This window comes from Streptomyces sp. NPDC048461 (assembly GCF_055587105.1).
On sequence record NZ_JBVJGW010000003.1, the window covers coordinates 130,316 to 157,047 of the forward strand.

Annotated in this window: 21 protein-coding genes; 7 read left to right on the top strand and 14 right to left on the bottom strand. The window is 72.8% G+C overall.

Annotation, left to right across the window (positions count from 1 at the left end; translation table 11 throughout):
• Position 1: 1 nt before the first annotated feature.
• Positions 2 to 655 (bottom strand): TetR/AcrR family transcriptional regulator, encoded by a 654-nt coding sequence (locus tag ACZ6S8_RS06185; protein ID WP_469452971.1) that lies wholly within the window; start codon positions 653 to 655, stop codon positions 2 to 4.
• Positions 656 to 741: 86 nt separating this feature from the next.
• Between ACZ6S8_RS06185 and ACZ6S8_RS06190 the strand changes: the two genes are divergently transcribed.
• Positions 742 to 1,512: an SDR family NAD(P)-dependent oxidoreductase gene (locus ACZ6S8_RS06190; protein ID WP_469452973.1), complete on the top strand. Its 771-nt coding sequence runs from the start codon at positions 742 to 744 to the stop codon at positions 1,510 to 1,512.
• Positions 1,513 to 1,524: 12 nt separating this feature from the next.
• Here the strand turns inward: ACZ6S8_RS06190 and ACZ6S8_RS06195 are convergent, their stop codons facing one another.
• From ACZ6S8_RS06195 to ACZ6S8_RS06220, 6 genes are all read right to left on the bottom strand, one after another.
• The gene (locus tag ACZ6S8_RS06195; RefSeq protein ID WP_383922099.1) at positions 1,525 to 2,043 is read right to left on the bottom strand and encodes a DUF4240 domain-containing protein; all 519 of its coding nucleotides are present in this window, start codon (positions 2,041 to 2,043) and stop codon (positions 1,525 to 1,527) included.
• A 135-nt stretch (positions 2,044 to 2,178) separates the two neighbouring features.
• Positions 2,179 to 4,863 (bottom strand): pyruvate dehydrogenase (acetyl-transferring), homodimeric type, encoded by a 2,685-nt coding sequence (gene aceE, locus ACZ6S8_RS06200; protein ID WP_469452975.1) that lies wholly within the window; start codon positions 4,861 to 4,863, stop codon positions 2,179 to 2,181.
• 231 nt (positions 4,864 to 5,094) lie between these two features.
• The gene (locus tag ACZ6S8_RS06205) at positions 5,095 to 5,718 is read right to left on the bottom strand and encodes a GntR family transcriptional regulator (RefSeq protein ID WP_383922223.1); all 624 of its coding nucleotides are present in this window, start codon (positions 5,716 to 5,718) and stop codon (positions 5,095 to 5,097) included.
• A gap of 220 nt (positions 5,719 to 5,938) precedes the next feature.
• A complete protein-coding gene (gene sucB, locus ACZ6S8_RS06210) occupies positions 5,939 to 7,780 on the bottom strand; it encodes a 2-oxoglutarate dehydrogenase, E2 component, dihydrolipoamide succinyltransferase (RefSeq protein ID WP_469452977.1) in 1,842 nt (613 codons plus the stop codon).
• 54 nt (positions 7,781 to 7,834) lie between these two features.
• Complete coding sequence (gene lpdA, locus ACZ6S8_RS06215; RefSeq protein WP_383922106.1) at positions 7,835 to 9,223, bottom strand: dihydrolipoyl dehydrogenase; 1,389 nt, start codon at positions 9,221 to 9,223, stop codon at positions 7,835 to 7,837.
• A gap of 309 nt (positions 9,224 to 9,532) precedes the next feature.
• Positions 9,533 to 11,062, bottom strand: coding sequence for a leucyl aminopeptidase (locus tag ACZ6S8_RS06220; RefSeq protein WP_469452980.1), 1,530 nt, complete (start codon positions 11,060 to 11,062; stop codon positions 9,533 to 9,535).
• Positions 11,063 to 11,407: 345 nt separating this feature from the next.
• Here ACZ6S8_RS06220 and ACZ6S8_RS06225 point away from each other — a divergent pair, with 345 nt between their 5' ends.
• From ACZ6S8_RS06225 to ACZ6S8_RS06245, 5 genes are all read left to right on the top strand, one after another.
• On the top strand, positions 11,408 to 13,435 hold the full coding sequence (locus ACZ6S8_RS06225) for a hypothetical protein (RefSeq protein ID WP_469452982.1): 2,028 nt from the start codon (positions 11,408 to 11,410) through the stop codon (positions 13,433 to 13,435).
• Positions 13,436 to 13,525: 90 nt separating this feature from the next.
• Positions 13,526 to 15,040 carry a GT4 family glycosyltransferase PelF gene (gene pelF, locus ACZ6S8_RS06230; RefSeq protein WP_469452984.1) on the top strand — a complete coding sequence of 505 codons (1,515 nt, stop codon included), beginning with the start codon at positions 13,526 to 13,528 and terminating at the stop codon, positions 15,038 to 15,040.
• Positions 15,037 to 16,668, top strand: a complete 1,632-nt coding sequence (locus ACZ6S8_RS06235) for a hypothetical protein (protein ID WP_469452986.1) — start codon at positions 15,037 to 15,039, stop codon at positions 16,666 to 16,668. Before pelF ends, ACZ6S8_RS06235 begins: the two co-directional genes overlap by 4 nt.
• Positions 16,669 to 16,773: 105 nt before the next feature.
• Positions 16,774 to 17,433 (top strand): spherulation-specific family 4 protein, encoded by a 660-nt coding sequence (locus tag ACZ6S8_RS06240; protein ID WP_469452988.1) that lies wholly within the window; start codon positions 16,774 to 16,776, stop codon positions 17,431 to 17,433.
• Positions 17,430 to 18,269 carry an endo alpha-1,4 polygalactosaminidase gene (locus ACZ6S8_RS06245; protein ID WP_469452990.1) on the top strand — a complete coding sequence of 280 codons (840 nt, stop codon included), beginning with the start codon at positions 17,430 to 17,432 and terminating at the stop codon, positions 18,267 to 18,269. The genes ACZ6S8_RS06240 and ACZ6S8_RS06245 overlap by 4 nt, the downstream gene beginning before the upstream one ends.
• A 161-nt stretch (positions 18,270 to 18,430) precedes the next feature.
• On the opposite strand, the gene ACZ6S8_RS06250 is transcribed toward ACZ6S8_RS06245, so the two are convergent.
• The 5 genes from ACZ6S8_RS06250 to ACZ6S8_RS06270 all read right to left on the bottom strand — a co-directional run bounded on the left by ACZ6S8_RS06250 (position 18,431) and on the right by ACZ6S8_RS06270 (position 24,752).
• Positions 18,431 to 19,627 (bottom strand): sensor histidine kinase, encoded by a 1,197-nt coding sequence (locus tag ACZ6S8_RS06250; RefSeq protein ID WP_469453561.1) that lies wholly within the window; start codon positions 19,625 to 19,627, stop codon positions 18,431 to 18,433.
• Between the two features lie 90 nt (positions 19,628 to 19,717).
• Positions 19,718 to 20,374 (bottom strand): hypothetical protein, encoded by a 657-nt coding sequence (locus ACZ6S8_RS06255; protein WP_469453563.1) that lies wholly within the window; start codon positions 20,372 to 20,374, stop codon positions 19,718 to 19,720.
• Between the two features lie 53 nt (positions 20,375 to 20,427).
• The gene (locus ACZ6S8_RS06260) at positions 20,428 to 22,323 is read right to left on the bottom strand and encodes a phosphatidylglycerol lysyltransferase domain-containing protein (RefSeq protein ID WP_469452992.1); all 1,896 of its coding nucleotides are present in this window, start codon (positions 22,321 to 22,323) and stop codon (positions 20,428 to 20,430) included.
• Between the two features lie 84 nt (positions 22,324 to 22,407).
• Positions 22,408 to 23,472 carry a nicotinate-nucleotide--dimethylbenzimidazole phosphoribosyltransferase gene (cobT, locus tag ACZ6S8_RS06265; RefSeq protein WP_469452994.1) on the bottom strand — a complete coding sequence of 355 codons (1,065 nt, stop codon included), beginning with the start codon at positions 23,470 to 23,472 and terminating at the stop codon, positions 22,408 to 22,410.
• A 74-nt stretch (positions 23,473 to 23,546) separates the two neighbouring features.
• On the bottom strand, positions 23,547 to 24,752 hold the full coding sequence (locus tag ACZ6S8_RS06270; protein WP_469452996.1) for a bifunctional adenosylcobinamide kinase/adenosylcobinamide-phosphate guanylyltransferase: 1,206 nt from the start codon (positions 24,750 to 24,752) through the stop codon (positions 23,547 to 23,549).
• Between the two features lie 111 nt (positions 24,753 to 24,863).
• Here ACZ6S8_RS06270 and ACZ6S8_RS06275 point away from each other — a divergent pair, with 111 nt between their 5' ends.
• Positions 24,864 to 25,076, top strand: coding sequence for a hypothetical protein (locus tag ACZ6S8_RS06275; RefSeq protein ID WP_267720825.1), 213 nt, complete (start codon positions 24,864 to 24,866; stop codon positions 25,074 to 25,076).
• A 91-nt stretch (positions 25,077 to 25,167) separates the two neighbouring features.
• On the opposite strand, the gene ACZ6S8_RS06280 is transcribed toward ACZ6S8_RS06275, so the two are convergent.
• Positions 25,168 to 25,911 (bottom strand): class I SAM-dependent methyltransferase, encoded by a 744-nt coding sequence (locus ACZ6S8_RS06280; protein ID WP_469453565.1) that lies wholly within the window; start codon positions 25,909 to 25,911, stop codon positions 25,168 to 25,170.
• 71 nt (positions 25,912 to 25,982) lie between these two features.
• On the bottom strand, positions 25,983 to 26,591 hold the full coding sequence (locus ACZ6S8_RS06285) for a DUF3043 domain-containing protein (protein WP_469452998.1): 609 nt from the start codon (positions 26,589 to 26,591) through the stop codon (positions 25,983 to 25,985).
• Positions 26,592 to 26,732: the final 141 nt, after the last annotated feature.

A 26,732-nucleotide genomic window follows, 5' to 3' on the forward strand; every position in this document is an offset into this window, starting at 1 on the left:
CTCAGCGCAGCAGCGGCATCGCGCCCGTGAGGTCGCGCAGGCAGCGGACGGCGAGTTCGGCCGGAGAGCCGGGTCCCGAGACCGGGGCGTCGGTGGCCGACCACAGCTCCAGGGAGATGCGGATCGCGTCCGTTGCCGCCGCGGCGAGCAGCCGGACCCCCAGGGTGTCGGCGCCCGGCCCGGCCAGCCGGGCCACCACGGGGACCAGCTGCTCCTCCGAGTCCTGGTTCACCCGGTACCAGACAGCCCGCAGCGCCTCGTCGCCCTCCGCAGCGCGGAGCAGGCCGCGGGTGACCTCCAGGCCCTCGACGAGGGCCTGGGGGTCGTTCAGCGAGCGGGTCACGGCCCGCTCCAGCGCCTCCCCGAGGGGCGTGCCCGGCTCCTCCTCGGAGAGCAGTGCGCGCCAGGCGTCCCCGCCGCCCGCGAGCAGCGGGGCCACCGCCTCCTGCTTGTTGCGGAAGTACCGGTAGAACGTGCGCAGGGCCACGCCCGCGCGGTGGGCGATGTCCTCGGCGGTGGTCCCGTCGGGGCCGTGCTCGGCGAAGAGTTCGCAGGCGGCGCGGGCGATGTCGAGCTGGGTCGCGGCCTTGCGGCGCTCGGTCAGCGACTGGGCTCCGGGGCCGGCCTGGGGAGAGTACGGACGAGGGGATCTCACGGGGTGAAGCGTACCTCTCGCGAACGTCGTTGATTGCATTGCTTGTCACTCTGGCAAAACGTGTCACCTGCTCGTACGCTCACCCCATGAACCGTTACGAAGGACGTCGCGTCCTCATCACCGGCGGTGGCTCCGGCATCGGCCGGGCCACCGTCCACCGCATCCTCTCCGAGGGCGGCCGCGTCCACACGGTGGACGTCAGCGAGCCCGGACTCAAGGGCACGGCGGACCGGGCCGGGGCCGACGGCCACGGGGACCGCCTCACCACCGCCGTCCTCGACATATCCGACGAGACCGCCGTACGGGACGGGATCGCCGGCGCCGTCGCGAGCCTCGGCGGGCTCGACGTACTCGTGAACGCCGCCGGCATCCTGCGCTCCTCGCACACCCACCGGACCACCCTCGACCTCTGGAACAAGGTCATCGCGGTCAACCTCACCGGCACCTTCCTGGTGATCCGCGAGTCCATCCCGGCGCTGCTCGCCGGCGATCAGCCGGTCGTGGTGAACTTCAGCTCCACCTCGGCGTCCTTCGCCCACCCCTACATGTCCGCCTACGCGGCCAGCAAGGGCGGCATCCAGTCCATGACGCACGCGCTGGCCGCCGAGTACAGCAAGCAGGGCCTGCGCTTCGTGGCCGTCGCCCCCGGGTCCATCGAGAGCGGCATGACCACCGGAAACGGCCCCGGCCTGCCCGAGGACACCGACTGGTCCCTCTTCACCAAGCTCGCCCCGGCCCTCGGCCAGGGCTTCGCCGGCCCGCAGACCGTCGCCGGCGTCGTCGCCATGCTCGGCTCGGAGGACGGCGCCTTCATCACCGGTACGGAGATCCGCATCGACGGCGGCACCCACTGCTGATCCCCCCTCCGGTCAGCCCCTGAAGCGGTCCCAGAGCCGGGGGAAGCGCTCCGCGAGCACGGCTTCGTCCTCGAAGTCCAGCGGGGAGCCCCCCGGCTCTGCCGGCTGGAGCGGGACCCCCAGGTCCGGTGTGACCGACCCGGTCAGCTGCTCGTACGCCTCGTCGGCCGCGTACCCCAGCTCCTCGCCGTCGCCGTCGATCTCCTCGTCGAACTCGCCCAGCAGCTCCGCCAGCTGGTCCGGGTCGTGCACCCCGCCCTCGAAGACCTCCCGGCCCTGGCCGATGAGCCAGCAGCGGAAGTAGTCGAAGGCGTCGTCGCTCGCCCCGTCGAGCAGGACCCAGGCCGCGCCCCACAGGTCCCAGGTGTAGGCCCGGTTGTACCGGGACTCGAAGTGCCGCGCGAAGTCCACGACGGAGTCGGGATCGAGCTGCGCCAGCCGCTCCACGAGCAGATCGGCGTGTTCCTCGGGGTCGCCCTCGGCGGCCTCGCGGGTACGGTCGACGATCTCCCAGAACTCCGTCTCGTCCATCACCGCTCCAGCATCACGGTTCCACCCCCGCACCGCCACCGCGCATGGCGCGAAAGGCCGGTGTCCGACCCCCGGCGAGGGGGCGGACACCGGCCTTTCACGTCATCCGGTGCTGCGGCGGTCGGTCACGCGGCCTCAGAGGCCGTAGCGCTCCCGGGCCTCCTTGACGGCGGACGCGGGCACCTCGCCGCGGCGGGCGAGCTGGGCCAGCGCGGCCACCACGATCGACTGGGCGTCGACACCGAAGTGGCGGCGGGCGCCCTCACGGGTGTCGGACAGACCGAAGCCGTCCGTGCCCAGCGAGGTGTAGTCCTGCTCCACCCACTGGCTGATCTGGTCCGGAACCTGACGCATCCAGTCGGAGACGGCCAGCACCGGGCTGGTGACGCCCTCCAGCGCGCGGGTGACGTACGGGGTGCGCACCTCGCCGCGCAGCAGCGCCTCGTCGCACTCCAGCGCGTCGCGGCGGAGCTCGCCCCAGGAGGTGGCGGACCAGACGTCGGCGGCCACGTTCCAGTCGGCGGCGAGGAGCTTCTGCGCGTCCAGCACCCAGTGGATCGCCGTGCCCGAGGCCATCAGCTGGACCTTCGGGGAGCCGGCGGCCGGGGCCGCCTCCGCCAGGTCGGCCGCCGTGTTGAAGCGGTACAGGCCGCGCAGGATGCCTTCCTCGACGCCCTCGGGCATCGCGGGCTGCACCTTCGGCTCGTTGTAGACCGTCAGGTAGTAGAAGACGTCTTCCGGCTTCTCGCCGTACATCCGGCGCAGACCGTCCTTGACGATCACCGCGATCTCGTACGCGAAGGCCGGGTCGTAGTTGAGCGAGGCCGGGTTCGTGGACGCGATCAGGTGCGAGTGGCCGTCCGCGTGCTGCAGGCCCTCGCCGGTCAGCGTGGTGCGGCCGGCGGTCGCGCCGACGATGAAGCCCTTGCCGAGCTGGTCGGCGAGCTGCCACATCTGGTCGGCGGTGCGCTGCCAGCCGAACATCGAGTAGAAGATGTAGAAGGGGATCATCGGCTCGCCGTGCGTCGCGTACGACGTGCAGGCGGCGATGAAGTCGGCCATGGCGCCGGCCTCGGTGATCCCCTCGTTGAGGATCTGGCCGTCCTTGGCTTCCTTGTAGTACATGAGCTGGTCGCGGTCGACCGGCTCGTACGTCTGGCCCAGCGGCGAGTAGATGCCGGCCGACGGGAAGAGGGACTCCATGCCGAAGGTGCGGGCCTCGTCGGGGACGATCGGCACCCAGCGCTTGCCGGTCTCCTTGTCCCGCATCAGGTCCTTGACGAGCCGGACGAAGGCCATGGTGGTGGCCATCTCCTGCTTGCCGGAACCCTTGAGCAGCGGGGCGAAGGAACGGTCCGCCGGGGCGGGCAGCGCGACCTGCTTGACCTTGCGGGCCGGGGCCGGGCCGCCGAGCGCCGCGCGGCGCTCGTTCAGGTACCGGACCTCGGGGCTGTCCGCGCCCGGGTGGCCGTACGGGACCTGGCCGTCGGCGAAGGCGCTGTCCGGGATCGGGAGGTCGAGCTTGTCGCGCATGCTCTTGAACTCGTCGATCGTCAGCTTCTTCATCTGGTGGTTCGCGTTCTTCGACTCGAACCCGGCGCCCAGCGTGTAGCCCTTGACGGTCTGCGCGAGGATGACCGTCGGCGCACCCTTGTGCTCCAGGGCGGCCTTGTACGCGGCGTACACCTTGCGGGGCTCGTGGCCGCCGCGGGAGGTGTGGAAGCACTCGGCGATCTTCGCGTCGGAGAGCAGGCCGCCCAGCTGCACGAGCTCGGCGTTGGCGCCGAAGAAGTGCTGGCGGATGTAGGCCACGTCGCGGGTCGCGTACGTCTGGAACTGCGCGTCGGGAACCTCGCGCAGGCGGCGTACCAGGGCGCCCGTGGTGTCGAGCTGGAACAGCTCGTCCCAGGCGGAGCCCCACAGGGACTTGATGACGTTCCAGCCGGCGCCGCGGAACTGGGCTTCCAGCTCCTGGACGACGCGGAAGTTCGCGCGGACCGGACCGTCGAGGCGCTGCAGGTTGCAGTTGATGACGAAGGTCAGGTTGTCGAGCTGCTCGCGGGAGGCGAGGGCCAGGGCGGCGGTCGACTCGGGCTCGTCCATCTCGCCGTCGCCCAGGAAGGCCCAGACGTGCGAGTTCGCGGTGTCCTTGATGCTGCGGTTCTGCAGGTAGCGGTTGAAGCGCGCCTGGTAGATCGCCGACAGCGGGCCGAGGCCCATGGACACCGTCGGGAACTCCCACAGCCACGGCAGGCGCCGCGGGTGCGGGTAGGACGGCAGGCCGTTGCCGCCGGACTCCTGGCGGAAGTTGTCGAGCTGCTGCTCGGAGATCCGCCCGTCGAGGAAGGCGCGGGCGTAGATGCCGGGGGAGGCGTGGCCCTGGATGTAGAGCTGGTCGCCCGATCCGTCGGCCTCCTTCCCGCGGAAGAAGTGCTGGAAGCCGGTCTCGTACAGCCACGCGGCGGAGGCGAAGGTGGCGATGTGGCCGCCGACGCCGTACTTGGAGCCGCGGGTCACCATGGCGGCCGCGTTCCAGCGGTTCCAGGCGGTGATCCGGGCTTCCATCGCCTCGTCACCGGGGAACTCGGGCTCCGCGGCGGTGGGGATGGTGTTGACGTAATCCGTCTCCAGCAGCTTCGGCAGCGCGAGGCCGGCGGCCTCGGCGTGCTGGAGCGTACGGCGGAGCAGGTATTCGGCGCGGCGCGTACCGGCGGCCTTGGCGACGGCGTCGAGGGAGGCCGCCCATTCGGCGGTCTCCTCGGTGTCGCGGTCCGGGAGCTGGTCGAGCTCGCTCGGAAGCTTTCCTACGGGGTCGGACATCGGTGTGCGCCGCCTTCCGGACAAAGGAGAGGTGGTGAAGAAATCCCTGACGGGCAGGACAGGGCTGGTGGACCTGGTTGAGGTCCGCGATGACTGTAAATCGCTGATCGATGATCGATCAAATGAATGTGGCGAAGAAATGTACATCCGACGAAAGTCGGCACCGCGTGCCAGTAAACAAGGCACGCAGTGCCGGTCAAACAGGGTCAATCCGGGCGGGCGAGGGGCCGGTCAGGCGCGCGGCGCGCACCCCAGGACATGCCGCTTCACGAGCAGGCCGATGTCCGGATCCTGGCTGCGGAAGGCCTCGACGAGCGCCTCGTGCTCCTCGGCGTAGGACTTCTGGACGGTTCCCAGCCACCGGATGGACAGGGCCGTGAACACCTCGATGCCCAGGCTCTCCCAGGTGTGCAGCAGGACGCTGTTCCCGGCCGCCCGCACCATCTCCCGGTGGAACCCCACCGTGTGCCGCACCTGCGCGGTGCCGTCGTCGGCGCGGTCGGCCTCCCACAGCGCCGCCACGTGCGGCTCCAGGGCCGAGCAGTCGGCCGCCAGCCGGGGCGCGGCCAGCTCGGCCGCGATCTGCTCCAGACCGGCCCGGACCGGGTAGATCTCCTCCAGGTCCGCGGCCGAGAGGTTCCGTACGCGCACGCCCTTGTTCGGCGCCGACTCGATCAGCCGCAGGGTCTCCAGCTCGCGCAGGGCCTCGCGCACGGGCGTCTGGCTGACCTCCAGCTCCACCGCGATCCGGCGCTCGACGATCCGCTCGCCGGGCTTCCAGCGCCCGCTGACGATCCCCTCCACGATGTGCTCGCGGATCTGCTCGCGCAGCGAGTGCACGACGGGTGGGGTGATCATCGGGACTTCATCTCCTGGTGGCTGGCAGGGTCACGCGGGGCCTGATGCGTAGACAATACGGCTGCCCGGGCCGTCGGGACGCGTTCCCGGACGGGGCCGCCGGGTGAGGCTGGTAACAAGGGGCTCCGGACGGGCCACGACGACGGCGCCCCCGCCCGGAGGGTGTTCCGGGCGGGGGCGCCGTTCGTGCAGCGGGTGCTGCGGGAGGCGTCGTGCCTTACAGGCCGAGCTCGACCTCGAACTCGCCGGCCTCGAGGATCGCCTTGACGGCCGAGAGGTACCGGGCCGCGTCCGCGCCGTCCACCAGGCGGTGGTCGTAGGACAGGGTCAGGTACGTCATGTCGCGGATGCCGATGTTGGTGCCCTCGGCGGTCTCGATGACCACCGGGCGCTTCACCGTGGCACCGATGCCCAGGATGGCGACCTGGTTCGGCGGCACGATGACCGTGTCGAACAGCGCACCGCGCGAGCCGGTGTTGCTGATGGTGAAGGTCGCGCCCGACAGCTCGTCCGGCGTGATCTTGTTGCCGCGGACCTTGGAGGCCAGGTCGGCGGTCGCCTTGGAGATGCCCGCCAGGTTGAGGTCGCCCGCACCCTTGATGACCGGGGTCATCAGGCCCTTCTCGGAGTCGACGGCGATGCCGATGTTCTCCGAGTCGAAGTAGGTGATGGTGCCCTCGGCCTCGTTGATCCGGGCGTTGACGACCGCGTGGGCCTTCAGCGCCTGGGCGGCGGCCTTGACGAAGAATGGCATCGGGGACAGCTTGACGCCCTCACGGGCGAGGAAGCCGGCCTTGGCCTTCTCGCGCAGCTTCATGATCTTGGTGATGTCCACCTCGACCACGGAGCTGAGCTGCGCCTGCGAGTGCAGGGCCTTCATCATGTTCTCGCCGATGACCTTGCGCATGCGGGTCATCTTGACCGTCTGACCGCGCAGCTCGGACACCGCGGCGGCCGGGGCCTTCGCGGCGGGAGCGGCGGCCGGCGCCGGAGCGGCGGCAGCGGCCTTGGCGGCCTCGGCGGCGGCCAGGACGTCCTGCTTGCGAATGCGGCCACCGACACCGGTGCCCGAGACCGCGGACAGGTCGACGCCGGACTCCGTGGCGAGCTTGCGCACCAGCGGGGTCACGTACGCGCCCTCGTCACCGGCGGAGGCCGGAGCGGCGGGGGCGGCGGGCGCGACCGGAGCCGGAGCGGCCACGGGGGCCGGAGCGGCGGCCGGGGCCGCAGCCTGGACCGGAGCCGGGGCAGCCGGGGCAGCCGGAGCGGCCACGGGGGCCGGCGCCGGAGCCGCGGGGGCGGCCGGAGCGGCAGCCGGGGCCGGAGCGGCGGCCGGAGCCGGAGCGGCAGCCTCGGCCGGAGCCGGGGCGGCAGCGGCCGGGGCGGCAGCGGGAGCCGCACCCGCGACGCCGATGACGGCGAGACGGGCGCCGACCTCGGCGGTCTCGTCCTCGCCGACGAGGATCTCCAGCAGCGTGCCGGCGACCGGCGCGGGGATCTCGGTGTCGACCTTGTCGGTGGAGACCTCGAGCAGCGGCTCGTCGGCCTCGACCGACTCGCCGACCTGCTTCAGCCAGCGGGTGACGGTGCCCTCGGTGACGGACTCGCCCAGGGCGGGGAGCACGACGTCGGTGCCCTCGGCGGAACCGCCGCCGGCGGCCGCGTCGGCGGTCGGGGCCGGAGCCTCGGAGCCGGCCGGGACCTCGGTGGACGGGGCGGCCTGCGGGGCCTCGGCGGCCGGGGCCGGAGCCTCGGCGGCCGGAGCCTCGGCCGCGGGGGCCTCGGCCTCGGCCGGGGCGGCGGCCGGAGCCGCGTCGCCCGAGCCGTCGTCGATGACGGCCAGCTCGGCGCCGACCTCGACGGTCTCGTCCTCGGCCACCTTGATGGAGGCGAGGATGCCGGACACGGGCGAGGGGATCTCGGTGTCGACCTTGTCGGTCGACACCTCGAGCAGCGGCTCGTCGGCCTCGACGCGCTCGCCCTCGGCCTTCAGCCAGCGGGTGACAGTGCCCTCGGTGACGCTCTCACCGAGCGCCGGAAGGGTTACGGAAACCGACATGGTTTCAGTTGCTCCTAACGAATGTGCGGAAGTGGTCGTCGCGCCCGTGACGAATTAGTCGTGGGAGTGAAGCGGCTTGCCGGCGAGGGCCAGGTGGGCCTCGCCCATCGCTTCGTTCTGGGTCGGGTGCGCGTGGATGAGCTGCGCGACCTCGGCCGGCAGAGCCTCCCAGTTGTAAATGAGCTGGGCCTCGCCGACCTGCTCGCCCATCCGGTCACCGACCATGTGGACGCCGACCACGGCACCGTCCTTGACCTGGACGAGCTTGATCTCGCCCGCGGTCTTGAGGATCTTGCTCTTGCCGTTGCCCGCAAGGTTGTACTTCAGGGCCACGACCTTGTCCGCGCCGTAGATCTCCTTGGCCTTCGCCTCGGTGATGCCGACGGACGCGACCTCGGGGTGGCAGTACGTGACGCGCGGCACGCCGTCGTAGTCGATCGGGACGGTCTTGAGACCGGCCAGACGCTCCGCCACCAGGATGCCCTCGGCGAAGCCGACGTGCGCGAGCTGGAGGGTCGGGACGAGGTCGCCCACGGCCGAGATGGTCGGCACGTTGGTCTGCATGTACTCGTCGACCAGGACGTAGCCGCGGTCCATCGCGACGCCCTGCTCCTCGTAGCCCAGGCCCTGGGAGACCGGCCCGCGGCCGATGGCGACCAGCAGCACCTCGGCCTCGAAGGCCTTGCCGTCGGCCAGCGTCACGCGGACGCCGTTCTCCGTGTACTCGGCCTTGTCGAAGAAGGTGCCGAGGTTGAACTTGATCCCGCGCTTGCGGAACGCGCGCTCCAGCAGCTTCGAGCTGTTCTCGTCCTCGACCGGCACGAGGTGCTTGAGGCCCTCGACGACGGTGACGTCGGTGCCGAAGGACTTCCACGCCGAGGCGAACTCGACGCCGATGACGCCGCCGCCCAGGACGATCGCGGACTCGGGCACGCGGTCCAGGACCAGCGCGTGGTCCGAGGAGATGATGCGGTTGCCGTCGATGTTCAGGCCCGGCAGCGACTTCGGCACGGAGCCGGTCGCCAGGAGCACGTGGCGGCCCTGGACGCGCTGGCCGTTCACGTCGACGGAAGTCGGGGAGGAGAGGCGGCCCTCTCCTTCGATGTAGGTCACCTTGCGGGAGGCGACCAGGCCCTGCAGGCCCTTGTACAGGCCCGAGATGACCTCGTCCTTGTACTTGTGCACACCCGCGATGTCGATGCCCTCGAAGGAGGCCTTGACACCGAACTGAGCGGCCTCGCGCGCCTGGTCCGCGATCTCACCGGCGTGCAGCAGAGCCTTCGTGGGGATGCAACCGTTGTGCAGGCAGGTGCCGCCGAGCTTGTTCTTCTCGATCAGCGCAACGTCGAGACCCAGCTGGGATGCGCGGAGAGCCGCGGCGTAACCGCCACTGCCACCGCCGAGGATCACTAGGTCGAAAACGGTGCTGGCGTCGTTCGCCACGTCACGTCCTCCATGCATGTGCGCCGGGCACCGGTCCTCTGTGACCGGGCGGCGGCTGGTAATCGGCCGCTGGTTTCGTCGGCCCTGTGGTGGGGGCCCTGTCCTGCCGAGAACCCATCTTCGCATTTGTCGGGGGAACGCGGGACGCCGGGCCCACCATGTGACCGGTCGTTCTGCCCGAAGCCGCGGTTACCGGTGCGTAGAAACCTACGGATTTCGTTGTGGGCTGAACGGAGCCGGGCACACCACGGGCCTTGACCGGTATTTCGATCAAGGCCCGGAGTGCGTCAGGTCTCACACGCGACAGCGTCAGCCCAGGTCGCCCGTGGCCGTGCGCTCGGCCAGCCGCACCAGGGTGCGGACGGCGGAGCCGGTGCCGCCCTTGGGGGTGTAGCCGTGCGGGGCGCCCTCGTGGAAGGCGGGACCCGCGATGTCGAGGTGGGCCCAGGTGATGCCCTCGCCGACGAACTCCTGGAGGAAGAGGCCGGCCACCAGGCCGCCGCCCATCCGGACGCCCATGTTGGCGATGTCCGCGGTGGGGGAGTCCATGGACTTGCGCAGGTCCGCCGGGAGCGGCATCGGCCAGGAGGCCTCGCCGACCTCTTCGGCGATCTCGTGGATCGAGGTGCGGAAGGCGTCGTCGTTCGACATGATCCCGAAGGTCCGGTCGCCCAGGGCCAGCACCATGGCGCCGGTCAGGGTCGCGACGTCGATGATCGCGTCCGGGTTGTCCTCGGAGGCCTTGGTCAGCGCGTCGCCCAGGACGAGACGGCCCTCGGCGTCGGTGTTGAGGACCTCGACGGTCTTGCCGCTGTACATGCGCAGGACGTCACCGGGCTTGGTGGCGGAGCCGGACGGCATGTTCTCGGCGAGCGCGAGCCAGCCGGTCACGTTGACCTGGAGGCCCAGCTTCGCGGCCGCGACGACGGCGGCGAAGACGGCGGCCGCGCCGGCCATGTCGCACTTCATCGTCTCGTTGTGGCCGGCCGGCTTCAGCGAGATGCCGCCGGAGTCGTAGGTGATGCCCTTGCCGACGAAGGCCAGGCTCTTCTCCGCCTTGGCGTGGGTGTAGGTGAGCTTCACCAGGCGCGGCGGGTTCTCCGAGCCCTTGCCGACGCCCATGATGCCGCCGTAGCCGCCCTTGAGCAGGGCCTTCTCGTCCAGGACCTGGACCTTGATGCCGTTCTCCTTCGCGGCCGCGGAGGCGACCGCGGCGAAGGCCTCGGGGGTGAGGTCGTTCGGCGGGGTGTTGACCAGGTCGCGGGCGATGTTGACCTCGGTCGCGACGACGGAGGCGCGCTCGGCCGCGGCCTTGTGCTCCTTGTCGCGCGGCTTGGCGCCCAGCAGGGCGATCTCGGCCAGCGGCAGCTTGGGGCCGCCGTTCTTGGCGCCCTTCTTCTCGCCGCCCTGGTAGGCGGTGAAGGCGTACGCGCCGAGCAGCGCGCCCTCGGCGACGGCGGTCACGGCGGACGCGTCGTCGAGGGGGAGCGCGAAGGCGGCCTTCTTGGCGCCGTGCAGGGCGCGGGCGGCGGCGCCGGCGGCGCGGCGCAGCACCTCCTCGTCGTACGACTCGTCCTCGTCCGGGAGGGTGCCGAGCCCGACCGCCAGCACGACCGGGACCTTGAAGCCGTCCGGGGCCGGGAGCTTGGTGATCTCCCCTTCGGCGCCCGAGGCCCCGAGCGCTTCGAGTACGGCGGCGAGCTTGCCCGCGTACGCGGTGTCCACGGCCTCGGCGCCCGCGGCGGCGAGGGGTCCCTTGGGGCCCTTCGCCACGCCGACCACGAGGGCGTCGGCGCGCAGCGTCGCCGCGCCGGCAGTGCTGAGAGTCAGAGCAGTCACGGTGGTGAGGTCTCGCTTCCGTATGTATGAGTGGGCCGAGTGGGTGGACGGCCATCCACGGCGATCGTATTCGGGCCCGGGCGCCGCCGGAAATGAGCGTACGCGCCCGCACTCGTCCGCACGCCACTCGAAGGTTTGGCAAGTTGTTCGATCAAACGGCCAAGAGGTTCACCCATCTGTGGACTCTGCTCCAGGTTTGCCTCGTAGACCTGACGAGGTCCGAAAGACTCGGCCCACTCTCGCAAGGGGACGCGGGGTTCCTTTGCATGATTTCCACAGTGCCTCCCCGGCCCGGCCGTCCGCCCAGGGCCGCTGTCGAGGGATGCCTGCGGGGGGAAGGCCGAAATGGTCAACAAGAACCGGATGAACAGGGTCGCAGCCGTCATGGCGGCGGCAGCCCTGGTCTCCGTCGTCGTACCCGTCGCGACCGCCACGGCGGCCGTGACACCGCGCATCGACCTGAAGGTGCTGGTCGTCGACGACGGCGGCACCTCCGTCGAGGCGATCACCGCGGAGCTCCGCGACACCGGAGTCCCGTTCACCCGCGTACAGCTGGGCAGCAGCGGCCGCCCGGTCATCAACGCGGCCTACCTCAGCGACACGGTCGACGGCCGTCCGCGCGCCAAGTTCCAGGGGGTGGTCCTGCCGAACGAGAACCCGTTCGGGGAGGGCTCGGCAGAGATGGCGGCGCTCGCCGCATACGAGACGACGTACGGGATCCGCCAGGTCGACGCCTACACCTGGTCCCACCCGGGCGTGGGTCTGGAGTACACCGACAACGGCGGCTACGGCGGCGAGCTCGACGGCACCCAGGCCGCGGTCACCGCCGCCGGCAAGGCGGGACCGTTCGGCTACCTCGGCGGGCAGGTCGCCTTCGAGGACAACTCGCCCCTCGTGCCCGAGAGCTACGGGTTCATGGGGAAGCCGAGGGCCGGCTACACCAGCTACCTCGACGCCCCCGTCGGCTCCGGGCGGGCCTCGCTCGTCGGCGAGTACACCCACGACGGACGCAGCGAGCTGGTCGTCACCTTCGGCTACAACCAGCACCAGCAGCAGTTCCGGCTGCTGGCCCGCGGCATCGTCGAGTGGCTCACCCAGGGCGTCCACCTCGGCCAGAGCCGCAACTACTTCGCGGTCCACGTCGACGACGTCTTCGCCCCCGACGCCCGCTGGAGCAAGGAGCTCAACTGCACGCCCGGCGACTACGCCTGCCCGGGCGGCGAGGGACAGGAGAGCACCATCCGGATGACCGCCGCGGACGCGCAGTACGCGGCCCAGTGGCAGACGGCCAAGACCTTCAAGCTCGACATGCTCTTCAACGCCGGCGCCGGCGAGGAGTGGAAGGCCGAGAACGGCGGCGTCGACGCGATGACCGCCCAACTGGTCGCCGACCGCGCCAAGTTCCGCTGGATGAACCACACCTACACGCACCCGTTCCTCGGCTGCGTCCAGGACGTCACCACCTCACCCTGGACCTGCAAGAAGAACGCCCAGGGCGTCGTCCAGTACATGAGCCGCGCGGAGATCTCGGCGCAGATCCGCGACAACAACAACTGGGCGGCCGCCAAGGGCATCGCCACCGACCGCACCGAACTGGTCACCGGCGAGCACTCCGGCCTCAAGACCAACCCGCAGCAGCCCCAGGACAACCCCAACCTGGCCGGGGCCCTCGCCGACAACGGCGTCAAGTGGGCCGGCAGCGACAACTCCCGCGAACCCGAGCAGCGGGCCGTCGGCGCCGCCCTGACCGTCCCCCGCCACCCGATGAACGTGTACTACAACACGGGCACCAACGCGGAGATGGCCGACGAGTACAACTGGATCTACACCAGCCGCGCCCACGGCGGCAGCGGCATCTGCGAGGACAACCCCGGCACGTCCACCTGCCTCCCGGCCCCGGTCGACGCCACCACCGGCTACCTGGACTACATCGTCCCCCAGGAGGCCCGGACCGCCCTGCGCCACGTCCTCGCCAACGACCCGCGCCCGCACTACGTCCACCAGTCCAACCTCGCCGAGGACCGCACCCTCTACCCGGTGCTCAACCAGGTCCTCGACACCTACCGCACGCTCTACGCGCCCAGCGCGCCGATCGTGAACCAGAGCATGAAGGACACCGGCGTCGAGCTCGGCCGCCGCGCGGCCTGGGACAAGGCGATCGCGAACAACCAGGTCACCGCCTACCGCATCGGCACGGCCGTCACCGTCAAGACGCCCTCCGGCGTCTTCGCCCCGGTGACCGCCCCCAACGGCACCAAGAAGCAGATGCTCCTCGGCAGCGCCGACTTCGGCACCGCCTACGCCGGAACCCGCTCCACCTGGACCTCGCCCGAGCTGCTCCAGACCGCCGTCACGCTCAAGCTGCCCAGCTGACCGTCCCGCAAGCCGTCACCCGTACCACCTAGCGCCGGCGCTCCCTACCCAGGGCGCCGGCCCCTTTTCCGTCCTGGGGGGACACACCGCATGAGCCATGGGCGTCATGTCACCATGCTCACCGAAGGCACCTACCCGCACGTCCACGGGGGCGTCAGCACCTGGTGCGACCAACTGGTACGGGGCATGCCGGAGGTCGATTTCAACGTCATAGCCCTGACCGGCTCCGGACGCGAGCCGGTCACCTGGGACCTCCCGCGCAACGTCTACCGCCACACCGCCGTCCCGCTCTGGGGTCCGGCCCCCGGCCGCGGCCGCCGCAAGGCCCTGCGCGGCAAGGCCCGCCGCCGCTTCACCCGGGTCTACGAAACCTTCCTGCTGTCCCTGCTCGACCCGGCCCACGGCGGATTCTCCGGCGCCCTGCGCGAACTGGCCGGGCTCGCCCGGGCCGGCACGCTCGCCCCGGCCCTGCGCTCCGAGTCGGTCCTGCGCCTCCTGATGAGCGTCTGGACCCGTCCCGGCCTCAGCACCGCCGAGGCCCGGCCCACCATCCACGACGCGCTCACCGCCACCGACCTGCTGGAACACGCGCTGCGCCCGCTCTCCGTGCGGATCCCGCCCGACAGCGTCGCGCACGCGGTCAGCAGCGGCCTCGCCACCCTCCCCGCGCTCGCCGCCAAGTACCTCGACGACGTGCCCTTCCTCCTCACCGAGCACGGCATCTACCTGCGCGAGCGCTACCTCGGCTACCGCACCGCCGAACAGCGCTGGCCGGTCAAGGCGCTCATGCTCGGCTTCTACCGCGAGCTGAACACCGAGGGCTACCGGCAGGCCGACCTGATCACCCCGTGCAACCAGTACAACCGCCGCTGGGAGGAGCGCGGGGGCGCCGACTCCGAGCGCATCCGCACCGTCTACAACGGCGTCGACCCGCACGCCTTCCCCGAGGCCGGCGCCGAACCCGAGGTGCCCACCCTCAGCTGGTGCGGCCGCATCGACCCGATCAAGGACCTCGAAACCCTCATCCGGGCCTACGCGTTCATGCGCGAGGAACTGCCCGGGCTGCGGCTGCGCCTCTTCGGCCCGGTCCCGGCCGGCTGCGAGGGATACCGGCTGCGGCTGGAGGAGCTCGCCGCCGAGCTCGGCGTGGGCGACGGCATCAGCTACGAGGGCCGCATCGAGCAGGTCGCGCGCGCGTACGCGGCCGGCTCCGTCGTCATGCTCTCCTCCATCAGCGAGGGCTTCCCCTTCAGCATCATCGAGGCCATGTCCTGCGGCCGCACCACCGTCTCCACCGACGTCGGCGGGGTCCGCGAGGCCGTCGGCGACACCGGCCTCGTCGTCCCGCCGCGCGAACCCGAGACCATGGCCCGCGCCACCCTCGCGCTGCTCCGCGACGACGAACGCCGGGCCGAGCTCGGCCGGATGGCCCGCAAGCGGGTGGTGGAGAAGTTCACCCTCCACCAGTCCGTCGACGGCTTCCGGCACATCTACCGCGAACTCGCCGGCCAGCCCGTCCTGCCCGTCCACGAGGGCGACGACTGGACCCAGCGGCTCGCCGACCCCTGGTACCGGGAACTCGCGGCCGACGGGAGCCTGTGGTGAGCGGATCGCTCTGGCTCAAGGCCCCCGGCCCCGACGGCGGCTGGGTCCCCGTCGGCTCCGCCGCCCGCCGCACCCCGCGGCGGGCGGGCGGCGCCCCCGCGGGGCCGGAAGGCACCCCCGGTGCGCACGGCCCGCGGGCCGACACCCTCCCGGCCGTCCCCCGGCCGCGCCGCAGCCTTCCCGCGGCCGACCCGATGGACGAACTCGCCGACCGGCTCGGCGTGTTCATCTCGGCGGCCGTGCACCCCGACGAGATCGCCGCCATCCTCGAATCCGACGGCATGACCGACGAGTACATCCGGCTCACCTACGGCCGCCCGGACTCCTTCGGCCTCGCCGAGGAACTCTTCGCCCGGGTGCCCCGCTCCTACCCGGAGCCCGCCGACGCCGCCGACCCGTGGAAGGTCTCCCTCACCGCCTGCCTGCTGCGCGGGGTGATCTTCGCCCTGCCCGGCCTGGCCTACGTGCTCGGCGCCCCGCTGCTCGACGGCCCCAAGGACCGGCTCGGCCTGCCCGCCGGGACGCTGACCCTCCTCGCCGGAGCCCTCATCGGCTGGGTCTGGGACCAGACCCTCTCCCACCGCGCCTACTCCTGGCTCGGCCTCGGCGACCGGGCCGCCGCCGGACGGACCCTGCTCGTCGGAGCCCCCGCCGGGTCCCTGCTGGGCACCGCCGCCGCGCTGGCGGTGCCGGGCGGGCCGCCGTTCTCGTACGCCTTCGCCGCGGGACAGGCCCTCTACGTCGGCGCGGCCACCGTCCTGCTCGTGCTCGGCCGCGAGCGGGTGCTGCTCGCCGCGCTCGGCCCGATGGCCGCCGGCGCGGTGCTCGCGCTGTTCGTGGACCTGCCCGTGCCGGTGCGGATGACCCTGCTCGCCGTGTCCCTCGCGGCCGCCTGCACGCTGGCCGTACGGGAACTGCCGCTCGCCGCCGGCCTGCGCGGCGCCCTGCGGCGGGTCCGGGGCTGGGCGGAACGCCGCCCGGGCGCCGGCCCGGTGCGCTGGCAGATGCTGCGCGGCGCCGAGGAGGAGTACGCCCCGCGCGGACCCCGCCTCGGGGACTCCGTGCCGTACGGGGTCTTCGGCCTCGGCACCGGCCTGCTCGTGCTGTACGCGGCCCTCGGCGAGGTGCTCGCCGGCGGCCCGGCCGAAGCCGTCGCCGCCCCCTCGGCGGTGGCCCTCACCCTCAGCATGGGCCCCGCCGAATGGCTGCTCCACCGGTTCCGCAGCGGAAGCCTCGCCGGGCTCCGCGCGGCCCGCTCGTCCCGCGCGTTCTGGGGGCGGATGCTCGGCACCCTCGCCCAGTGCCTCGCCGCCTACCTGACGGTGCTGCTGGCCCTCGGGGTGACCGGCACCCTGCTCTGGCCCGGGGCCCCCGTCCTCACCGGCGTCCGGATCGCCACCCTGCTGCTCCTCGGCGCCGTGATGTGGACCGGGCTGCTCCTGCAGTCCTTCGGGGCGGTCCGGCCCGCCGCCGTGGTCTGCGCCTCGGCCGCCGTCGCCCAGAGCCTGGCACTGCTGACCGGGGTCGGGCAGCCCCGGATGGTGCAGCTGGCGGTGGCCGCCGCGGCGGCCGCGGCCCTGGCCGTCCTGGTCTGCCTGCTCCTCGGCCGCGCCACGGCCCACCGCTGACCCGTCCGACCGCTGACCCGTCCGACCGCCGACCCGACCGACCCACCCGACCGAACCCGTCCGACCCGTCCGACCCACGAGCCGTACGACGAGAAGAAGGACCCCATGCTGCTGGTGCCCCTGTACGAGCACCCCGCCGACCGCCCCGAGGACTGGGAGCGGGTCATCCGCTCCGCCGGCCGGCTGCACTCCGTCGTGCTCAACCCCGACAGCGGCCCCGGGGAGGCCCCCGACGAGCGGTTCGCCCTCGTCGCCGAGCGGCTGCGCGAAGCCGGGGTCCGCGTCCTGGGGTACGCCGACACCGACTACGGGCGGCGACCGCACGCCGCGGTGGTCCAGGACCTGCTGCGCCACCGCGACTGGTACGGCGCCGACGGGGCGTTCCTCGACCAGGCCGCCTCCGGCCCCGAACTGCTCGCGCACTACGCGCGGCTCTCGGTGGCCGCCCGCGCCGCGGGCGCCCGCACCCTCGTCCTGAACCACGGGGTCCACCCGCATCCCGGCTACGCCGGACTCGCCGACCTCCTCGTCACCTTCGAGGGCCCCTGGGACGCCTACCGTGACGCCGTGACCGTCCCCCCGTGGACCGCCGAGCACCCCGCCGAACGCTTCTGCCACCTCGTGTACGCCGTCCCGCCGGGCGCGCCCGCCGAACTCGCCGGGGAACTCGCGACCGAACGCGGCGCGGGGGTGCACTGCGCGGTCCCGGGCGGCGGCGCGCACCCGTGGGGGACCCTGCCGTACGCCTTGGAGGCAGCGGGATGAACCGTTTCCCCGCCCGCCCGCGGCGGTGGCGGGCCCGCCTGCTGCCGCTCGCGGCGCTCCTGCTCCTCGCCGCGTGCACGGCCGCACCGGAGGAGGACGACGAGGAGCCCTACCCGTGGCCCGAGCAGGCTCCGGGGGAGCGGTGGCAGCCCCGGCCGGGGGTCGGCTGGCAGTGGCAGCTCACCGGGAAGCTCGACACCTCGGTGAACGCGCCGGTGTACGACGTCGACGGGTTCAACACGACGGCGGAGCAGGTCTCCGCGCTGGAGAAGGCCGGGCGCAAGACCATCTGCTACCTCTCCACCGGCGCCTGGGAGGACTTCCGGCCCGACGCGGACGCCTTCCCGAAGGAGCTCCTCGGGCAGGGCAACGGCTGGGAGGGCGAACGCTGGCTGGACGTGCGGCGGCTGGACGTGCTGGAACCGCTGATGGCGAAGCGGTTCGAAATGTGCCGGGACAAGGGCTTCGACGCGGTGGAGCCCGACAACATGGACGCCTACCAGAACACGTCCGGGTTCCCGCTCACCGCCGACCACCAGCTGGCGTACAACCGGCTGATCGCGAAGCTCGCCCACGACCGGGGTCTGGCCGTCGGCCTCAAGAACGACCTCGACCAGATCCCGCAGCTCGTCGGGGAGTTCGACTTCGCGGTCAACGAGCAGTGTGCGGAGTACCACGAGTGCGACCGGCTGACCCCGTTCGTCGAAGCCGGGAAGGCCGTCTTCCACGTCGAGTACGAGCTGCCGGCGGCGCGGTTCTGCGCGCGCTCCAGGGAGCTGGGCCTCAGCTCCCTGGAGAAGAAGTACGACCTGGACGCATGGCGCAAGGCCTGCTGAGTCCCCTTTTTCGGCGGCTCGGCTCGCCTCCGGGGCGCCGAAGCCCGGCTCACGGGGCCGTACGTGCTCGAAAACCCTCGTTCCTCGGGTTTCCTCCGCGCGCTCGGCCCCGTTCCCCGGGCGCGCCCCTTCGGCTCACTCGCCGGGGCCTGCGGCCCGGGTCAGAGCGGGAGGACGGCGTGCACCCGGTAGCCGCCGCCGAAGCGGGGGCCGGCGAAGCAGGAGCCGCCCAGGGCGCCCGTCCGCTCGCGCATGCCGAGCAGCCCGTGGCCGCCGCCGGGGCCGGGCGGTTCGGCGGCGGGGGCGGAGGCGTCCGGGGAGCCGCCGTCGTCGAGCACGGTCACCTCCACCGAGGGCCCGACCCGCACCACGCTCACCTCGGCCCGGGCCTCCGCGCCGGGGTGCTTGCGGACGTTGGTCAGCGCCTCCTGGATGACCCGGTACGCCGCGAGGTCCACCGCGGCCGGCAGGGCGCCCGGGGCCGGGCCGGCGGCCTCCGGCCCCAGCTGGACGATCACCTCGACCGGCAGGCCGGCGTTGCGGAAGGTGTCCACCAGGGCGTCCAGGACGGCGAGCCCGGGCGCCGGCTCGGTGGGCGCCTCGGGGTCGCCGGACTGGCGCAGCAGTCCGACCGTCGCCCGCAGCTCGTTCAGCGCCGAGCGGCTGGCGTCCCGTACGTGGGCCAGGGCCTCCTTGGCCTGGTCGGGACGCTTGTCCATGACGTGGGCGGCCACCCCCGCCTGCACGTTGACCAGGGCGATGTGGTGGGCGACGACGTCGTGCAGGTCCCGGGCGATCCGCAGGCGCTCCTCGGCGACCCGGCGCCGGGCCTCCTCCTCGCGGGTGCGTTCGGCCCGCTCGGCCCGTTCCCGTATGGCGTCGACGAAGGCCCGCCGGCTGCGGACGGCGTCCCCGGCCGCGGCGGCCATCCCGGTCCAGGCGAAGATGCCGAGGTTCTCCTGCGCGTACCAGGGCAGCGGCCCGGCCAGCATGGCCACGCCCGTCAGGCCCGCCATGGTGAGCAGGCCGATCCGCCACGTCGTGGGCCGGTCGGTGCGGGCGGCCACCGTGAACAGCGCGATCACCGTGCACATGACGACGGGGGCCCGTGGCTCCCCGGTGGTCAGCTCCAGCAGCGACAGGGCGCAGGTCACGGCCAGCACGGTGCGCGGCCGCCGGCGCCGCAGCACCAGGGTCGCCGCGCCGAGCAGCATCAGCAGCAGGGACAGCGGCTCGGGATCGCGGGTCCCGAAGGTGGGTCCGTGGGGGCCGTGCGGATCGGCGTAGGAGCCGACGACCATGGCGACGAACGCCCCGAACGCCAGCACGGCGTCGGTCGCGAGCGGATGGTCCCGCATCCACAGCCGGGCGGACCCGAACGGTCCGGGGGGTGTCGTCACCCCGATACGGTACGGCTTCCCGGACCGGACCCGGTCCGGGAAGCCGTACTAGAGGGTGTCCACGGGCGGCGGGCGCCGGCCGAGCGGCGTCCGGAAGCGCTCGGGGCCCCAGACGGCCCGCAGGACGCACACCGCCATGACGGCCGCGATGGCCGCGAGGTGCTCCTTGCCCGCCAGGTTGTCCTTGACCAGGACCTCGCCGATCATCACCAGGACCACCAGGGCCCCGGTCAGGTAAGCCCCGTAGCGCCAGCACACGTAGAGGGCGAGCCCGACCACCGCCGCCGAGGGCCCGGTGTCGTTGACGATGCGGTCGGAGGCGGGCAGGCCGAAGGGGTGGTCAGGGCTCAGCGAGAGCCCGATCCGCGCGTAGGTGGTGCCGGCGAGGGTGGCCACGTAGCCGATCAGCAGGGTGCGCCACCAGCCGATGCAGATCTCCGAGATGCCGAAGACGAGCAGCACCTGCGCCAGCGCGCCCCACACCGGCAGGTCCAGCGCGGGCACGAACAGCGAGAGGGGCGTGCGCAGGAGGGCGAGCCACAGCGGGTCGACGGCCTTGACGGACCCGAGGTTCTGGACGGGCTGGAAGCCCCATGAGGTGTTCTGCACGATCTGGAAGACCGAGGTCAGGCAGACCGCGCCGAGCGTCATGGGGACCGCGCGCCACTTCTCGTGGACGAGTGCGTCCCGGACGGTCCAGAACATGGGCCCCCACTCGCGCCGGGCGAACCGGCGCGAGGGGGACGTGGTCCGCGCTGTCAACGGCGGGTCTCCAGGTGTCTGCGGTGCAGCCACTTCGGCAGGCCGGGAGCCTCCAGGAAGCCCTCGGCCCGGCCCGCCGCGATACCGATCCGCAGCAGGTCCGAACTCTTCTCGAAGAGCATGAACCGCGGTTCCCAGATCGGCCGGTATTTGGCGTTGGCCCGGTAGAGGGACTCGATCTGCCACCAGCGGGAGAAGAAGCTCAGCAGCGAGCGCCACATCCGCAGCACCGGACCGGCGCCGAGGCGGGACCCGCGCTCGAAGACCGACCGGAACATCGCGAAGTTCAGGGAGACCTGGGTGACCCCGATCTCCTTGGAGCGCTCCAGGAGTTCGATCACCATGAACTCCATCAGACCGTTCTCGGAGTCCCGGTCGCGGCGCATCAGGTCCAGCGACAGACCCTTCGGTCCCCACGGCACGAAGGACAGCACCGCCCGCAGGTCGCCGTTGCCGTCGGTGCACTCCAGCATCACGCACTGCCCGTCGCCGGGATCACCCAGCCGGCCCAGCGCCATCGAGAAGCCGCGCTCGGTCGCGCCGTCGCGCCAGTCGTCGGCGCGCAGCAGCAGGACGTCCATCTCGTCCGCCGGGATGTCGGCGTGGCGGCGGATGCGGACCGTGTACCCGGCCCGCTTCACGCGGTTGTACGCCTGCCGGACGGTCCGCATGGCGCGGCCGTCCAGGGTGAACTCGGCCGTCTCGACGATCGCCTCGTCGCCCAGCTCCAGCGCGTCGAGGCCGTGCCGGGCGTAGATCTGGCCGGCTTCCTCGCTCGCACCCATCACGGCCGGGACCCAGCCGTGCTCGCGGGCCTCGGCCAGCCACGGCTCGATGGCGCCGGGCCACGCCTCGGGGTCGCCGATCGGGTCGCCCGAGGCCAGCGAGACGCCGCCGACGACGCGGTAGGTGACGGCGGCCTTGCCCGTCGGGGACCAGATGACGGACTTCTCGCGGCGCAGGGCGAAGTAGCCGAGCGAGTCGCGGTCGCCCTGCCGGGCGAGCAGCGCCCGCAGCCGCTCCTCGTCCTCCTCGGAGAGGGGGTCGACGACGCGGCGCGAGCGGAACGCGGCGAACAGCACGGCGAGGAGCAGCAGCATCGACATCACGTTGACGACGACGTCCACCCAGCCGGGCGTGGTGATCGCGCGCGAGGCCTGGGCGTCGGGCGCCAGGGTGATCAGCCGCATCACCCCGTAGCGCCAGCGGGCCAGGAAGGTGGCCTCGGAGCTGTCCGGGTCGGTGTTCGTGGCGCCGACGAGCAGCGCCGCGACCAGCGAGGTCACCAGCAGCCCGACGGCGGCGACGACGGTGGCCAGCGCCGGGTTGGAGCGGTCGCCCCGCGCGTAGAACTCCCGGCGTCCCAGCAGCAGGGAGCCGACGAACGCGGCGGTCAGGCCGAGGGACACCCAGTTCTGCGCGTGGCCCCGGAACTCCGGATAGCACAGGCTGAGGTCGCCGTCGGTGCAGGGCGCGAAGGCCGCGGTGGCGAAGGCCAGCAGCAGCGCTCCGCCCAGCACCAGGTTCAGGATCCAGGCCGCCCGTTTGCGGCGGCCCATCGTGACCGCCAGCAGCAGCGAGAACAGCCCGGAGGCGAAGCCCGCCGTGAGGAGGTACGGGGTGTAGAAGTCCTCGGTGTTGTGCCGGCGCAGGTCCTGCCCGAGGGAAAGCCACACCGCGCTGAGGAAGTTGACGAAGGTGACGACACGCAGGTACCAGACGGCGAACGCCGCGCCCCGTCGTGAGCGCGCGGTCCCCCGGCCGGTCTCCCGGCCGCCGCCCGCCCCCTTGCCGGCGGGGTCGCCGCCGGCTTCTTTCCTTCCGGATGCCGAGCCCGGTGCCTGTGCCGCACCGCGGTCGGTCTCTACGCTGGTCAAACGGACCTCTCCCATAAAAAGCGATCATATGGGGCGCCACTGGCCAGGGGTGGGCCGATCCGGGGCCGCGGCCTGGTCAGGGCCGCGGACCCCGGCGGCTCATTCCGTCGGTTCCTGCGCCGCCCGTTCCGGGAGTTCCGCCGCGAGTGCGGCGGCCGCCTGGACCAGGGGGAGGGCCAGCAGCGCCCCGGTTCCCTCGCCCACTGTGACGCCGTGGTCGAGTACAGGGTTGAGTGCCATGCGGTCCAGTGCCTTCGCCTGGCCCGGCTCGCCGCTCGCCTGACCGGCCAGCCACCAGTCCGGAGCCCGGAACGCGGCCCGCTGGGCCACCAGTCCGCAGGCCGCCGAGACGACGCCGTCGAGGATCACGGGGGTGCGCCGCACCGCGCACTGGAGGAGGAAGCCGGTGATCGCGGCCACGTCGGCGCCGCCGACGGCCGCCAGCAGCGCGACCTGGTCGCCGAGGACCGGCCGGGCCCGGCGCAGCGCGTCGCGGATCGCCGCGCACTTGCGCATCCAGGCGAGGTCGTCGATCGGCGCGCCGCCGCGTCCGGTGACCACGGAGGCGTCCGTCCCGCACAGGGCGGCGACGAGGGTGGCGGCCACCGTGGTGCCGCCGACGCTGAGGTCCCCGAGGACCACCAGGTCCGTTCCCGCGTCCGCCTCCTCGTCGGCGATGCGCATCCCGAGGCGCAGCGCGTCGCGCGCCTCCTCGACGGTGAGGGCGTCCTCGACGTCGATCCGGCCGCTGCCGCGCCGTACGCGGTGCTTGACCACGTCGTCGGGGAGCAGGCCCGGGTCGCAGTCGAGCCCGGCGTCGACGATCCGTACGGTCGCCCCGGACCGGCGGGCCAGGACGGCGACGGGGCTCGCCCCGTCGAGCACGGCCCGCACCAGCGCGTGGGCGCTCCCGGCGGGCCGGGCGGAGACGCCCTCGGCGGCGATCCCGTGGTCGGCGGCGAACAGCACGACGCGGGGGTGCTCGATCGGCTTGACCGGCACCTGCCCCTGCGCGGCGGCGAGCCACTCGGCGAGCTCGTCGAGCCGGCCCAGCGCGCCGGGCGGCACGGCCAGCCGTTCACGGCGTTCCTCGGCATCACGCCGGACGCCCCCGTCGGGGCGCTCGATCAGATCGGAGAAGTCGTCGAGATTCAGCGTGCTCATCTGGCAGAGCGTACAGCCGGTGAGGCCCTCCCCTTGGGGGCGCGGTGAGGATCGGTCAGGTGCCGCCGGCCGGCTCAGTCCTTCAGCACCAGCGCCTGTCCGGCGACCACCAGCAGGACGTGCTCGCACTCGGCGGCGACCGCGGTGTTGAGGCGGCCCAGTTCGTCGCGGAAGCGCCGTCCCGAGGACGTCGCCGGGACGATCCCGGAGCCCACCTCGTTGCTGACCAGCACCACCGGACGCCGGGCCGTGCGGACCGCCCGCGCCAACTCCGCCGCACGCTCCTCCAGTTGCTGGTGGCCGCCCTTGGCCCACACCTCGTCGTCCCAGGCACCGGCCCGGTCCATCGCGTCGGTGAGCCACAGCGCCAGGCAGTCCACGAGCAGCGGCGGCCCGGCCTCGGCCAGCAGCGGGACCAGGTCGCAGGTCTCCACCGTCCGCCAGGTCGCCGGGCGCCGCTCCCGGTGCAGGCCGACGCGCCGGGCCCACTCCGTGTCCCCGTCCCGGGCGCCGCCGGTGGCCGCGTAGACCACGTCGGGGAAGGCCGCGAGGCGGCGTTCGGCCTCGAAGGACTTGCCCGAGCGGGCCCCGCCCAGCACCAGCGTCCGCCGCGGCAGGTCCGGCGCCGCGTGGTACTCCCCGGCGATCACCGTGGTGCCGTCCGGCACCGCCCGTGCCCCGGCGGCCGCGCAGCGCCGCTCCAGCTCCCGGCCCGGCGGGGTGTCGTGGTCCAGGTGTACGGCGATCACGTCCGTGGCCGGGCCGATCGCGCCGCTCGCCCGCAGCCTGGCCAGCGCCCCGGGCCGGCCGAGGACGTCCGCGAGGACCATGTCGTACGGGCGCTGCCCGGTCGTGCCGTTGGTGCCGGCGGGGGCCCCGCCGGGCGGCAGGTACAGCAGCCGGCTGCCGTCCGGGCCGGTCACCTCGTACCCGGTGCCCGGCGCGTCCATCGGCACCGCCCGCACCCGGTGCCCCGAGATCACCGCCAGCTCCCGGCCGTCCGGCACCCGCCCGGCGGCCGGCAGCCCGGGCGGCAGCTCCACCGGGGGGCCGTCGTGCGGGTGGGTCAGCAGGACCTGCCGGACGCCGGCCAGGGAATGCCCGGCCCGGGCGCCCGCCAGGACCGCCCCGGGGGTGAGGTCCAGCAGCAGCGCGCCGTCCACGAGGACGGCGGTGGCCGCGCGGGACCGGGTGCCGACGGAGAGCGCGCAGGCCGCGCAGGGACAGCCGGGGCGGGGCAGCCCCTCGGGTGTGCCGGTGCCGAGCAGAGTGAGTTCCACAGGATGATCCTCCCGCGTCGCCGAGAGAGCTGCGCGCCCGGTTACTCTGCGGGCACACTCAAGGCGAGAAGCGCGCGAACAGCGGACAGCGGACGAGCAACGGAGGCGGACATGGCGTGGACGTGGCGGTTCGAGACGGCCGACGGCAGCGAGGCGAGCCCGTCGGTGGTGCCGGAGGAGTTCACCACGCAGGGCGACGCGGAGTCCTGGATCGGGGAGTACTGGAAGGACCTGCTGGAGGGCGGCACCGAGCAGGTGAAGCTGTCCGACGACAGCGGGACCGAGCTCTACACGATGAGCCTGCGCGCGGCGCTCGACGCCTGAGCGGTTCGCCTCCGGGAGCGGTCGCCCGCTCCCGGAGGGCCCGCGGGCCCGGATCCCTCGGCCCGCGTCCCCCGGGCCGGAGCCCGGAGGGTCAGCCCCGTACGCCGCACAGGTGCAGCAGCGCCGCGACCCCGCGGTAGGGGTCGGTGCGCCCGGCGCGGTCCTCGGCGGCCAGCAGCCGCTCCAGCTCCTCGTCGGGCGGGAGGGTCTCGCCGGCCTCGGTCCCGTCGGTGAAGACGCGCACCCCGTACCAGGCCTGGAGCGGCGCCCCGATGCCCGACAGCGTGGCCGTCAGCCCCGCCAGCCGGTCGGCGCGCACGTCGAGGCCCAGCCGGTTCGTGTAGTCGAGGCTCTCGAAGGCGGCCAGCGCGCCCGTCCAGTCGCCGCCCAGCCCGGGCCGCATGGCGAGCGCGTCGCCGTTGCGCACCAGCAGGGACAGCAGTCCGCCGGGAGCGAGCATCCGGGCCAGCCCGGCGAGCATGGCGTCCGCCTCCGGCACGTACATCAGCACCCCGTGGCACAGCACCACGTCGAAGCTGCCCGGCAGGAAGTGGGCGCCGGTCTCGCGGCCGTCGCCCTCCATGAGGCGGACCCGGTCGCGGATCCCGGCGGGCTCCTGGGCCAGCGCCTCGCGGGCGACGGCGAGCATGCCGGGGTCCTGCTCCAGACCGGTCACCTTGTGCCCGGCGCGGGCCAGGCGCAGGGCCTGCGTGCCCTGGCCCATGCCGACGTCGAGCACGCGCAGCCGCTGCCCGACCGGGAAGCGGTGCGCGATCTGCTCCTCGACCTGGCGCCCGACGAGTTCCTGGCGGACCGCGTTGCGCAGTCCGCCCAGCCCTTCGAGCCAGATGCGGGAGCCCTCGGAGAAGCCCCCGCCCGGAGCCGTGGCTCCGGGCGCCACTGAACTCAGGGCCGTTCCCCGCGCTTGACCTGCGGCTTGGGCAGGCGCAGCCGGCGCATCTGGAGGGTGCGCATGAGGCCGTACGCGACGGCTCCGCGGCGGGGCTCGTCCGGGAAGCGCAGGTTCAGCGCCTTGCGCAGGCGGAAGACGAGGCCGACGGAGTCGACGATGATCAGCGCGATCACGCCGAGCCACAGCATCAGCGCGATGTTCTGGATCGAGGGGACCCGCACCATGCTCAGCACCAGGATGATCACTGCCAGCGGCAGGAACATCTCGGCGACCGAGAAGCGGGAGTCCACGTAGTCGCGGACGAACCGGCGGACCGGGCCCTTGTCGCGGACGGGCAGGTAACGCTCGTCGCCATTGGCGAGGGCTTCGCGCTGCTTCGCCATGTCCACGCGACGGCGCTCACGGGCTCGCTTGGCATCCTCCTTGCGATTGCCGGTCGAGGCCACCACGGCCTTGCGCTGCGACTGGGCCACAGCACGCTTCGGCGTAGGGCGGCCCTTCGGGGCCTGCGGGTCACGGGGCTGCGAGAGGTCGGCGCTCACCTTGTCGGTGGCGGCGGCCTTCTCTTCCTTGGAGGAGCGGCTACCAAACACAAAACCCAAGCCTACGTGGTTGCGGGCACGTGCCCCACCCCGGTGGGGAACGATCCGGCAACGGCGGGCGTCTTCCAGTTGCACGGTCCGTCCGGTGGGCCCCTTCTCCTGGGATCACCTACTCCTTACGCCTGACAGGGCGCGGGTGTA